Annotated in this window: 14 protein-coding genes and 2 tRNA genes; 6 read left to right on the top strand and 10 right to left on the bottom strand. The window is 28.2% G+C overall.

The window, feature by feature from the left end:
- From rlmH to murA, 7 genes are all read right to left on the bottom strand, one after another.
- Positions 1-431: 23S rRNA (pseudouridine(1915)-N(3))-methyltransferase RlmH (rlmH, locus tag Q1K13_RS02345; protein ID WP_300347479.1), on the bottom strand; the 431-nt coding region annotated here is incomplete at its 3' end.
- A 177-nt stretch (positions 432-608) separates the two neighbouring features.
- Positions 609-980, bottom strand: a complete 372-nt coding sequence (locus Q1K13_RS02340; RefSeq protein WP_300347477.1) for an HsmA family protein — start codon at positions 978-980, stop codon at positions 609-611.
- 307 nt (positions 981-1,287) lie between these two features.
- Entirely contained in the window at positions 1,288-1,929 is a 642-nt protein-coding gene (locus tag Q1K13_RS02335; RefSeq protein WP_300347475.1) for a lactate utilization protein, read from the bottom strand.
- A gap of 264 nt (positions 1,930-2,193) precedes the next feature.
- Positions 2,194-2,694, bottom strand: a complete 501-nt coding sequence (locus tag Q1K13_RS02330) for an SEC-C metal-binding domain-containing protein (RefSeq protein ID WP_300347473.1) — start codon at positions 2,692-2,694, stop codon at positions 2,194-2,196.
- A 119-nt stretch (positions 2,695-2,813) separates the two neighbouring features.
- Positions 2,814-3,371, bottom strand: coding sequence for a GerMN domain-containing protein (locus tag Q1K13_RS02325; protein ID WP_300347471.1), 558 nt, complete (start codon positions 3,369-3,371; stop codon positions 2,814-2,816).
- Positions 3,372-3,387: 16 nt separating this feature from the next.
- Positions 3,388-4,179 (bottom strand): MBL fold metallo-hydrolase, encoded by a 792-nt coding sequence (locus Q1K13_RS02320; RefSeq protein WP_300347469.1) that lies wholly within the window; start codon positions 4,177-4,179, stop codon positions 3,388-3,390.
- 21 nt (positions 4,180-4,200) lie between these two features.
- Complete coding sequence (murA, locus tag Q1K13_RS02315) at positions 4,201-5,454, bottom strand: UDP-N-acetylglucosamine 1-carboxyvinyltransferase (protein WP_300347466.1); 1,254 nt, start codon at positions 5,452-5,454, stop codon at positions 4,201-4,203.
- 338 nt (positions 5,455-5,792) lie between these two features.
- On the opposite strand from murA, the gene Q1K13_RS02310 reads away from it, so the two are divergent.
- From Q1K13_RS02310 to Q1K13_RS02295, 4 genes are all read left to right on the top strand, one after another.
- The gene (locus tag Q1K13_RS02310; RefSeq protein WP_300347464.1) at positions 5,793-6,344 is read left to right on the top strand and encodes a 2'-5' RNA ligase family protein; all 552 of its coding nucleotides are present in this window, start codon (positions 5,793-5,795) and stop codon (positions 6,342-6,344) included.
- A 181-nt stretch (positions 6,345-6,525) separates the two neighbouring features.
- Positions 6,526-7,005: a dUTP diphosphatase gene (locus Q1K13_RS02305; protein ID WP_300347461.1), complete on the top strand. Its 480-nt coding sequence runs from the start codon at positions 6,526-6,528 to the stop codon at positions 7,003-7,005.
- 53 nt (positions 7,006-7,058) lie between these two features.
- Positions 7,059-7,490, top strand: coding sequence for a DMT family transporter (locus tag Q1K13_RS02300; RefSeq protein ID WP_300347458.1), 432 nt, complete (start codon positions 7,059-7,061; stop codon positions 7,488-7,490).
- A 74-nt stretch (positions 7,491-7,564) separates the two neighbouring features.
- On the top strand, positions 7,565-8,761 hold the full coding sequence (locus Q1K13_RS02295) for a S8 family serine peptidase (RefSeq protein WP_300347456.1): 1,197 nt from the start codon (positions 7,565-7,567) through the stop codon (positions 8,759-8,761).
- Here Q1K13_RS02295 and Q1K13_RS02290 read toward each other — a convergent pair.
- The gene (locus tag Q1K13_RS02290) at positions 8,758-9,816 is read right to left on the bottom strand and encodes a M23 family metallopeptidase (protein WP_300347453.1); all 1,059 of its coding nucleotides are present in this window, start codon (positions 9,814-9,816) and stop codon (positions 8,758-8,760) included. The two genes, Q1K13_RS02295 and Q1K13_RS02290, sit on opposite strands and share 4 nt — an antisense overlap.
- 247 nt (positions 9,817-10,063) lie before the next feature.
- Between Q1K13_RS02290 and Q1K13_RS02285 the strand changes: the two genes are divergently transcribed.
- Positions 10,064-11,065 (top strand): DnaD domain protein, encoded by a 1,002-nt coding sequence (locus tag Q1K13_RS02285; protein WP_300347451.1) that lies wholly within the window; start codon positions 10,064-10,066, stop codon positions 11,063-11,065.
- Positions 11,062-12,063 carry an ATP-binding protein gene (locus tag Q1K13_RS02280; protein ID WP_300347449.1) on the top strand — a complete coding sequence of 334 codons (1,002 nt, stop codon included), beginning with the start codon at positions 11,062-11,064 and terminating at the stop codon, positions 12,061-12,063. The genes Q1K13_RS02285 and Q1K13_RS02280 overlap by 4 nt, the downstream gene beginning before the upstream one ends.
- A 78-nt stretch (positions 12,064-12,141) precedes the next feature.
- Here the strand turns inward: Q1K13_RS02280 and Q1K13_RS02275 are convergent.
- Both Q1K13_RS02275 and Q1K13_RS02270 read right to left on the bottom strand, forming a co-directional pair.
- Positions 12,142-12,217 (bottom strand) — tRNA-Thr (locus Q1K13_RS02275).
- A gap of 3 nt (positions 12,218-12,220) precedes the next feature.
- Positions 12,221-12,297: transfer RNA gene (locus Q1K13_RS02270), tRNA-Asp, on the bottom strand.
- Between the last annotated feature and the right edge of the window lie 50 nt (positions 12,298-12,347).

Here is a 12,347-nt window from a genome sequence, read left to right as displayed (position 1 = left end):
TGTTCTAAAAGCATTACTCTAAATAATTGGTGTGGGAATGTCATCTTTGAAAAGCATAGTTTATAATCTGCTCTTTTTATAACTTCTTGCGATAGACCTAAACTACCACCTATTATGAAAGCTATGTTTGAATTTCCCATTACTCCACAATTTTCTATGTACTTTGAAAATTTTTCTGAAGTTATTTGATTTCCTTGTAAATCCATTGCAATTACATGCATATTGTCTTTTATTTTTGAAAGTATCAGTCTACCTTCCTTTTCTTTTATTTGAAGTTCTTCTTTTTCAGATGCATTATCTGGTGTTTTTTCATCTGGAAGTTCTATTATTTCTAATTTGCAATATCTACCTAATCTTTTTGAATACTCATCTATTGCTTGTTTTAAATATTTTTCTTTTAGTTTCCCTACTGAAATAACTGTTATATTCATCTTTTTCCTCCTAGTTTCAACTACTCATAATATTAACATAAACTAATAGGTTTTCGTACCTAACTCCCTTTTAAATTATCCAAAACATATCTTTATATAATAAAAAGACTTTGTAAAATATAAATCTCACAAAGTCTTTCTTATGTTTATATAACTTTAAAAATCTCTTTAATTTTCCTACATCATATGCATAGCTGCTCCAGTAATAAATGGAATTAACCAAATTACCCAAACTACTATACTAAATTTATGGAATTTTGCCATCATATTTTTATCTTTTCTTACTAAAACTACAGTTGCCCAAATAGCATGTACTAACATTAATATTAGAGCTGTTGCACCAGTAATTGTGTGGAAGCTAAAATTAATTCCACCTGCTATTTTTTCCATTGCACCTGTTCCACTTGTATCACATATTAAACCTAAATAGAAAAATCCTAAATGCCAAGGTTTTAAAGTCTTCTGTATTTTTTCTGACCAAACCCCAATACTATAGAATAAAAGGGCTAAATTCATAAATATTATTGCTATCATTAATTCTTTTGTCATTTCGTATTCATCTCCTTATTATCTGAACCATGTTCATATTATATTATAATTACCCCTAAATTACAAACACTTTATCTAGTTATTTTATTAATAAGTGTATGTTTACACTTCTAATAACTCTAAATTTCATAGAATTTATTAAATAATAACTATTATAAAATTATTATTATTAATAATTTTATAAATTAGAAAGATAATATAAACTTATTTCATAAAATATATAAAATTAGGCCCTATTTTAAGCCAAGCTAAAAAAAGAGCCAATTCTAAAATAAAATATTATAAAATTTATATGGTCTTTATAATTTTAATATCCCAAATCCTCATTTAAAAAGATTATATGGATTCTATCTGGATTTCCCTGACTTCTTATTAATGTATATTCCCTACATATTTTTTCTGGACTTTTGCAATCCATACAAGTTCCAGTTACTGAGCATGGTGTCTTTCTATTTAACCTCTTAGCATTAGTTGGGGCAGCAATCTTTCTATTTCTCTCTATAGCTTCCTCTAAATCTGAAACTATCTTGTTAAATCCAACAACTATTATAACTTTATCTGGGCCATAAAGCATTGCAGCTACTCTATTCCCATTGCCATCAACATTATATATTTCCCCTTCTTCAGTGATTGCATTTACACTAGTAAAATAAACATCTGAAGAAAAAGCTCCTCTATAAATATTCTTTATTTCATCAGCTGTTAATCCTTCTTTATATCTATCTAAAAATTCATATCTTCCACATCTAAGATGTTCTATAACACCAGTTTCAAATAAACTCATTGATCCACCAGTTGCTACAACATCCCCTTCTTTAGTTAACTCTTTAATCTTTTCTATAAGTTCCTCTCTTGAATTAACTAAATATCCATTCATATTATTAGCTTTTAAAGCCTCTATAGTCTTATTAATTCTTTTTTCTCTTAACCAAAGTACATTCTTATCCATAAAAAACATCTCCCATCATCTATTCTATAAAATTATATCTTCCCATAACTTAAATATAACTTATAAAATTATTTTTTCAATTATACAGAACCAAATTCTAATATCTCTAATTCAAAATATTAATAAAATACTTATCTTTAGATAGAGAGTTGAAATTACTTGTTAAATTAAGTAGATTGCTAAAAGACTTTATAAAATAAACGCTGAAAAAACCTAATATAAAAAACAGGTAGATAAACTATCTACCTGTTTTGAAAAAGTGGATTATTTTCCACAACATTTCTTATATTTTTTACCGCTTCCACATGGACAAGCATCATTTCTTCCAATTTTAACTTCTTCATTTCTTACAGTTTTTGAATCTCTGTATCTTACTTGGATTTCTCTTCTCTTTTCTGGTGAGAATATTCCATCCCATTGAGATAAATTAAATAAGTAATCAGCTTTTGCATCTAGCATATTGTAGTATAAATTTTCGAAATCTATATCGAATGCTAATTCAGTATCACTTTCTATTTTTTCTAAATCATATGGTGTTTTTAAACTATCATTGATACCATCAGCAAATCCCATAATGAATTCTTCTGTAGTATTATATTCTTTAGCTAAATCTTTTACAGTAGCTTTCTTAACTGTTGAGTGGTTAGCTAATAAATCTTTATAGATTCTAGTTTCTACATCACTATATTCTTTCCAGAATGCAGCTTCCCCTTTAGTTTTAACATATTCTACAACCATATCTGTCCATTGCTTATATAAACTCATACATCTTTCTCCTTCTTAAATCAAATTTATATGGAAATTATAATAATTTATCCTATATTTTTCAATATTCTACTAATTAATTATAGACATAAATCTACAAAATTAACATTTTAAATTACTTATTTACTTATTTTCAGACTTGATACCTCTTCTTTTGTAAAAGGCTTACTTATATCAAAATTTCCACCTAAAGAATTTATCATCTGATTTTCAATAAGTATATTAACTTTTTTAATACTTGGTATTTGAGTTATAGTGGCTATTATTCCTTTTAATGTAGCTTCTTCTTTAGCTAAACTCATATTAACAACCGCTTCCTTACTCAAGTTTATAATAGCTATATCATCTTTCATATCAAAAGATAATAGCTTTGTATTTTTAGGTAATATAGGTGCTAAACTTCCCTTTTGTGATGGTCCCTGAATTAAAGCTTGAATAAGATATTGCCCAACAATTTCTTCTCCATTAACTTGAATTTTTTGTTCTTCAACCTTTGGATGAGCTTCATTCTTAGTTCCATCAAAATATAAGGATATATCAATATCCCCTATTAACTCATTAGCTATTTTTTTTACCCTCTCACTATTGTTGGCTGCTAATTTATCTACCCCTATCTTACTACATGACACAAATAAAAGTAATGAAGATAGAAGTAGTAAAATCACACCTTTTTTCATATAAATTTCCCCTTACTTAAAAACTTATATAATTACTTGGTTTATTTCTATCTGCTAATCTTAATTCTAAATCTTTCCCTATTTCCAAATTATGAGCATTTAGAACATTCTTAACCGCTTGTTCAGCAAGCTCTGGTACATTGTTAGTATTGCTTAAATGACCTAATATTATTTTCTTATTAAGACCACTTTTCATAATATTAACTATTGCATGCCCACAATCCTCATTTGACAAGTGACCTACTTCACTAAGTACCCTTCTTTTTAAATCATAAGGATAAGGTCCAAACTTAAGCATTTGAACATCATGGTTTGCTTCTAGTAATATTACCTCAGATTCTCTAATATTTCTTAAGATTTCCTCAGTAAATGTTCCTATATCTGTTGCAATACTTACACTTTTTCCTTTGTGCTTTATAGTATATCCAGTTGAAGCAACTGAGTCATGAGGAGTATTAAATGAAGTAATATCTATATCCTTTAAACTCAATGTACTTCTCTTTGACATAATTTTTTTATTATCTTCTTTTATGTTTCCTAGGGATTTCTCCATGGCTTTCCAAGTAAGTTCATTAGCATATATAGGTATATTAAATTTTCTTGATAATATTCCAGCTCCCTTTATATGATCGCTATGCTCATGAGTTATAAATATGCCATCTATATCTTTTGGGTCTTGCCCTACTTCTTGTAAGCCTTCTATTATTTTCTTGCCTGATAATCCTGCATCAACTAATATTTTTGTGTTTTCTGATCCTACTAAAATACTATTTCCGCTACTTCCACTATATAGTGAGCAAAAAATCATACATTTCCCCCATCTTGTTTCTTATTTTCTGATTATATCAGCACCAAGTGATCTAAACTTTTCTTCTATATGAGGATATCCTCTATCTATATGTTCAATACTTGTTATTTCTGTAATTCCATCAGAAACTAATCCTGCTATAACCATGGCTGCCCCTGCCCTTAAGTCAGTTGCTTTCACTATAGCCCCTGTTAATGTTTCAACTCCATCTATTATTGCTGTTCTTCCTTCAACTTTTATAGATGCTCCCATTTTCTTAAGTTCATCAACATGTTTATGTCTATTTTCCCATATTGTTTCAACTATCGTACTTCTTCCATTTGCAGTAGTTAATAAAGTACACATTGGTTGTTGTACATCTGTTGGAAATCCTGGATATGGAGCAGTTTTTATATTAACTCCTTTTAAAGGTCCCTCAACATACACTCTTACACTATCATCTCCCTCTTCAACCTTAGCTCCCATTTCTAAAAGCTTAGCTGAGATTGATTCTAAGTGTTTTGGTATAACATTTTGAATTGTTACATCTCCTCTAGTAGCAGCCGCTGCTATCATGAAAGTACCAGCTTCTATTTGATCTGGAACAACACTATAATTACAACCTTTTAATTCTTTAACACCTTTAATTCTTATAATATCAGTACCTGCACCTTTTATATCGGCACCCATAGCATTTAAAAAGTTTGCTACGTCAACTACGTGAGGTTCTCTTGCTGAATTTTCTAATACAGTAGTTCCTTCAGCTAATGTGGCTGCTATCATAAGGTTTATAGTAGCTCCAACACTAACAACATCAAAGAATATATTTGTTCCAATTAATTTTTCAGCCATTATATTAACGGCACCATGTTCTATTGAAACCTTAGCCCCTAAAGCCTCAAATCCTTTTATATGTTGGTCAATAGGTCTCACACCTATTGGACATCCACCAGGAAGTTCAACCTTAGCTTCTTTAAATCTTGCTAATAAAGCTCCTATAAAATAATAAGATGCTCTCATTTTTCTTACATCAGTTCCACACGCATGAACTGTTTTTATTTCTTCTGCATTTATTCTTAATGTATTACTATTTAATTTTTCTACGTCACAACCTAAGTTTTTTATTATTCTCTCTAAACAATGTACATCTGCGATATCTGGAACATTATCTATTACGCATTCACCTTTGCTGGCTAGTATAGCAGCTGGCAATATAGCAACAGCAGCATTCTTAGCTCCATTTATATCTATAGACCCTTTTAACGCTTTACCGCCATTTATAATTAATCTATTCATACAATTCACCCTTGCTAATTTATATATATGTATAATTTTTAGTTTTTCTTATTTTATTACTATCAAATAAATTTTCTAAATTGGTATAACCACCTATAATGTGTTTAAACCTTGAATTTTAAAGTATTACTCATAATTTTCATTATATCATAATAAGCTAATATTTAAAGATTTTTTTTTAATTCTAAAGCCACTATTTATGAGTATTTTATAAACTCTTAAAATCTTTTTATTTTTAAATTTACCCTTATTATTTTTTTTAAAAATTCTATATGTTATAATTTATAACAAAGTTTGTATTTATTTGGTACAAATTAATATTCGAGAGAGGTTTTTTTATGAAATATTATTTAGTAGCGTTATTTGATGAAGAATCTAGTAAATCCCTTGAATCACTTCAAAGAGGCTTATTGAGAAAGTATAAACTTCCAAGAAATCATATAAGTTTACACATTCCTCTTGAAACAATCGATAATCCTAATTTAGAAAAGTTAGATGAGGTTGTTTTAAAGTTAGTTAAACCTTATAAAAAATTCAAGATAGAACTAACTGGTAGTGTTCAATTCAACGAAAACACAAATAGAGCTCTTAATTTACAAATTGAGAATAAAGGGTATATAAAAAAATTGCATAGACTATTTAATGATATGCTAAAATTACATGGTTTTAATGTTAGAGAGAAAGTCGATTCTCCTCTATTCATTCCTATAAATAATGCTAATTTAAGAGATTATCATAACAAAAAAAATAATAATGCTCAACCAACAGTTTTTAACTTAAGAGAATCATCTAAAAAGAACATTTTAAAAATTTCTAAAATAGAAATTTGGAGATTTCAAAATAGCAAAAGAGAAATTCCTGTAAAGTCATACGATTTAAGAAACTATTAAAAGTACATTTTATTTATTTTTTATTAGAATACACTTAATTATATAGGTTAAACTACTTGTAAATTAAAATTTCGTAACTTTTTAGTTTTGTAGTCGTTTTCTAATCTTTTCAATTGTGGAAAGATTCTGTAAAATTATTTTTATAAGCATTTTTGCTTAAGAGGAACAGGGGGATATACAAATGGAGTTAACTAATTTTTTCATTCAACAAGATAAGCTTAATAAAAAACTTATAATAGATAAAAACTTAAACAATTATAAAGTTACAACTAGAATGTTCTTATCTCTTCAGGTGAAGATAAGTGAATTAGCAAATGAAACACAATGTTTTATTTATTGGAACGACAATAATAGAAATAATGTTTCTAAACAATTGGTTTTAGAAAAATACATTGACTGTTTCAAACAAATACTTTCTATAGGTTTAAATAAAAATTACACGTGCCTTGAAGAATTAATAGTTAAACCAAATGACTATTGTTTAAGCGATCAATTTTTAACTTTACTTATAGATGTAAATGACTTAATAATATCTCCATCTATTGATCATTACGAAACATTATTTGAAGACTTTATAAGCTTAGGAATTAGCTTAGGTTTTTCAATAAATCAAATAGAAGAAAATTTTTTTAATACTGACTGTTGTCAAATAGCTCTCTAATTTTAGAGAGTTATTTTTTTTATATTTGGAATACTATACCTGAGGTGATTATTATGTTTGGAATTATTTTAGCAATTATTTCAGGTGCTGCCATGAGTATTCAAGGTGTTTTTAATACTAGGGTTTCTGAAAAATTAGGAATCTGGCAAACTAATGTTATTGTTCAAGGCTCTGCTTTTTTATTAGCCTTATTTGTAATGCTTGCACTAAAAGAAACTAACTTTGGAGAAATTCGTTCAATAAATAAAACTTATCTCCTTGGTGGTGCAATAGGTGTTGTCATAACATATACTGTCATGGCTGCCATAGGCAATCTTGGTCCTACATTTGGAATATCTATAATCTTAATTTCTCAATTATTAACTGCCAGTATAATTGATGCCTTTGCTCTTTTTGACACTGAGAAAATTAAATTCACAGCAAATAGCTATATAGGAATAATATTAATGATTATAGGTATTGTAATCTTCAAATGGAAAAGCTAAAAATTTAATACATTGTCAAAATCATACTCCCATTCATATATTATAAAATAATAAATAATATGGGAGTATTTATTATGTTTTCAGTTAAACACAAATTGGATAGCAATCTAAAAATTTATATAAATCGCTCTTATTATAATAAGTATCGAGTTTTAATTAAATGCAAGAAATTTATGAAAGATATGATAAAGAAAATATCCCAATTAAAAGGTACTATTGTAAGAGAAATTGAATCTTTAAATTTGATTTGCGCTATTCTTACACCAAAAGCTATTAATAGATTGATTGAATATCCTGAAATAGAGTTTATTTCTTTTGATGATCACGCTTTTTTGTGTGGACTAAGCATAGGAACTGCTAATAGAGTTGCTACTACCAAGTCTTTTAATTATACTGGTAGAAATATTTCTATAGGTTTAATTGATAGCGGTGTGTACCCTCATCCTGATTTGTTAACCCCCAAAAATAAGATAGTTAGTTTTTTAGATTTATTAAATAATTATGAGTACCCTTATGATGATAATGGTCATGGCACTGCAATAAGCGGAATTATATGTGGAAGTGGATATTCCTCAAATTTTGTATTTAAAGGAATTGCTGAGGAATCTAAGATATCATGTATTAAAGCATTTGATGCAAATGGAAAGGGCTTTGTATCAGATATTTTATTTGCAATACAGACTTTAATATATCAAGAAGATAATCCAATAAAAATTCTTTGTTTACCCTTTGAACTGACAAACCACAACACTACTATTTCTGATTATTTTAATAATATTTTTAAACTAGCTGTTAGTAAAAATATTATTCCTATTGTTCCAGCAGGAAGTATTTCTGGTGAAAATACAATTCAAGGCCTTGCAATTTCTAAGTGGTGTATAACTGTTGGCGGAATTGATTCTACTAAAACACCGACTTCTCAATTTAAATTTTCTTCTATGGGAAATTCAAACTTAAAAAAACCTAATCTTTGTGCTGCTTGTGAAAATATAATGTGCTTAAATTCTGATGAAAATTATATCTCTGAAAGAAATGGAATAAAATTATATCCTCATAAATTAGATACTAGCTATAAACTCTTTCATGGAACTTCTCTAGCCTGTGCTTACATATCTGGAGTATGTGCACTAATTTTAGAGTCTAAGCCAGAACTAACTTATAAGGATTTATGCTCACTACTTAAAATAGCGGCTAATAATAAATATGAACTTCCTTCTGAATCTGTTGGAGAAGGAATTATAGATTTAAATTTTTTATTTGAAAATATTTAATTTTTAATTATGTAATCCATAGGATTAATAGGATTACCTTTATATATCAACTCTAAATGTAGGTGAGGCCCAGTACTTCTTCCAGTGCTACCAACTTTGGCAATAGTCTCACCTTTTTTTACTTCTTTTCCTACTGTCGTTAAAATTTCACTAGCATGTGCATACAAAGTCTCTGTATTGTCATCATGTCTTATTTTAACCATATTTCCGTATATATCATTATATCCAACAAATGTTACAACGCCATCACAAGCTGCTCCTATTGGCGTTCCAAAAGGTACTCCTATATCAACACCTCTGTGTCCACCCCTACTTTTTTCTCCAAAAACAGATGTAATAACCCCGCCTCTAGTTGGATGACTTAAAAACTCTACGCTTGATGATATTGGATTTTTTATTCCTTTATAAACCTTGGTATTTTCAGCATCTTTTAAAACTTGCTGTTCTAATATCTCGCTGCTAACTTCTTTGCCATTGATAAAAGTTATCTTCTTTTTAACCTTCTTTTCACCATCTTCCCCTACTTCAATCTTATTATCACCTAAATACATATTATCTACTTTTATAACCTCAACATCAGGTTCTACTGATACTACTTCTTCTTTTTCACCATCAACTATTATATTAACTAAAGACCCATTAAGAAGTTCATTAGTCTCTAAAATCTCTTTTGATAATTTGTCTTCGTCACTAATCTCACTAATTAACACATTATTTTTCTTTAATTCAATTTTTGTATCAAAGTTCACATCCTCAACTAAAAATCCATTTTTAGAAGCTTTCTCTGCATATTTATTTTCTATATTTTTTAAGGCTTTATTTACTGTATCTTCATTAGCTACATAACCAACAAAATTGTCATTTAAAGTTAGCTCGTATGCTTCCATATATATGTTTGCCATACATTTAACATCCTCAACTACATATTCAAATTCTCCACTTTCTCTATATAAAGAATTTGCAAAAACATAACACTTAAATGCGAATATGAAAAATAGTAAGAAAAAAAGAAAAATAAACTTATTATTTCTCCCCTCACCTTCTGAAATACTCATAAAATTTCTCCTTTTTAGTAAAATTTTTTGCTTAAAATTAAACACGTAAATTAATGTCTCCATTTAAACAAAAATTATTCATTTTAAGAAAATATTTTTTATATTTAATTAAAGTTTGATTTATTGTTATAGAAAAGACACTTTGATATAATTAAACTTAGTTTATTCTTATTTTTTACTTTTAATAGAAAATAATAAACTTAAAATATAAAACTTATATAAAAAACTGGAAAGGTGGTTATTTTTTTTGAGTACTTTTATGTTAAAAAACTCAGCCACTAAATTTACTCCTATTAGTGATATATTCATAGAAGAATATATGCCTAAGGCTAGAGGAGAGTTTGTTAAAGTTTATTTATTAATGTTAAAATATAATTTTTCTGGTGAACTTGGAGTTAATTCTTCAATTTTAGCAACAAACTTAAATCTTCTAGAATCAGATGTAATGAATGCTCTTAATTATTGGCATGAAGAAGGCGTTATAAAATTAGTTCCTATAGATAAAATGAATAACTTTAGTATAGAATTTGTAGATCTTTCAGAAGCAAGTCACAATTCATCTCACAACTCTGTTGATTTATTATCAGCACTTGATGAAAACAATACTAAGGATATGCTTAAAGATATTGAAAAACTTATCTGTAGACCTTTATCTACTAAGGAAATGACAACTTATCTATCATGGCAAACAGAGCTTAATTTTTCTTCTGAATTAATCCTTATACTAATTGAGTACTGTGTATCTAAAGGAAAAAAAGATATTAGATACATAGAAACAGTGGCACTAGGCTGGCATACTGCAGGTATAAAATCAATTGAAGAGGCACAAGCTTACATAACTAAAACAGAAGATAAGTGGATTAAAATAAGAAAAATCCTTAAATATTTAGGAATTCAAAACACAGAAATAATGAAACCACAAGAAACTATGATGGAAAAGTGGCTTTTAACTTATAATTTTTCTGTTGAATTAATATATAAAGCTTGTGATATATGTTTTGAAAGATTAAACAGAGCTGATTTTAAATACATAGATGGAATATTATCTAAATGGTTTAAAGATGGCATTAAAACTCTTGATGATGTAGCAAAAAAAGATGTAAAAAAATCATCTAACATCAAAAAGCCATTTAATAATACTCAAAATACATCAATACAAAAAAAGCCTGCTAGAGCGGCAAACTTCACTCAGAGAGATTATGACTATGATTCCTTAGAAAAACAATTGTTAGGATGGGATACTGAATGATTAAAGGTTATAAAAGTCAACTGATGGATATATACGAAAAAATTCGTAATAGAGAAAAATCTAATTTAGCTAATAGAAGGAAAGAAATCCAAGAAACTCTTCCTCAAGTTTTAGAATACGAAAGAGAAATAAGCAAAGCCTCAGTAAAACTTTCAATGCTAGCTTTAAGAAATGCAGATAAAGAAACTTTTGATAAGATGAGAAAAGAAATAGAGAATCTTAGAGAAGAAAAAAATCAACTTCTAGCCATGCATGGTTATCCTTCAGATTATTTAGATTTACACTATGAATGTGAAGCTTGCAAAGATACAGGATATATTAGAACTGAAAAATGTGCTTGTTATAAAAGAAAACTCGTAGAAATTTATTATGAAAATTCTCATATGGCTGATGCATTAAGAATAAATAACTTTTCTAAATTTGATATAAACGTATTTTCTCCTATAAAAAAATTAAATGAGAAGTATTCTCCAAGAGAAAATATGCAAATAATAATTGATAGAATAGTTAATGGCTATATTCCTAAGTTTACTTCTCACAATGAAAATATACTTTTCTTTGGTAGTCCAGGAACAGGTAAGACATTTTTAACTTACTGTATATCCAAAACTTTATTAGATAGTGGATTTCTTGTTGTTTACAGAACATCTGAAGAACTTATGAGGGATCTTAAAGATATAAGATTTAATAATAACTATGAATTAGAAGATTTATTGATAAATTGTGATTTACTTGTTATAGATGATCTAGGTGCAGAACAGATAACTGATTTCTCTACCACAGAATTGTTTACTTTATTAAATAAAAAAATTCTAACTAATAAGAAAATGCTTATATCAACTAATCTAAATTTAGAAGAACTTAAGCAATCCTATGCAGAGAGAATAACTTCAAGATTAATTGGTAACTTTGTTCTTTTCAAAACTTATGGTGATGATATAAGAATAAAGAAAAATCTTGAAAAAACTAAAAGAAAAAATGCATCTTATCTTACTTAAAAGATAAGATGCATTTTTTTGGCATAAATAAGTTAAATTCCGTAGAATAAAAAAGACTTCAGTAAAACTGAAGTCTTTTGGAGCTGGTGATCGGACTTGAACCGATAACCTGCTGATTACAAGTCAGCTGCTCTGCCAATTGAGCCACACCAGCATATGGCGACTCAGAAGGGACTCGAACCCTCGACCCCCGGCGTGACAGGCCGGTACTCTAACCAACTGAGCTACTGAGCCATTTAAAATTTTATGGTGGTCGCAACAGGGATCGAACCTGTGACCCCCTG

The sequence above is a fragment of the Clostridium sp. genome, assembly GCF_029267215.1.
Taxonomy (GTDB): domain Bacteria; phylum Bacillota; class Clostridia; order Clostridiales; family Clostridiaceae; genus Sarcina.
The sequence above is the reverse complement of the archived record's forward strand: the minus strand, read 5'-3'. Positions and strand labels throughout refer to the sequence as shown.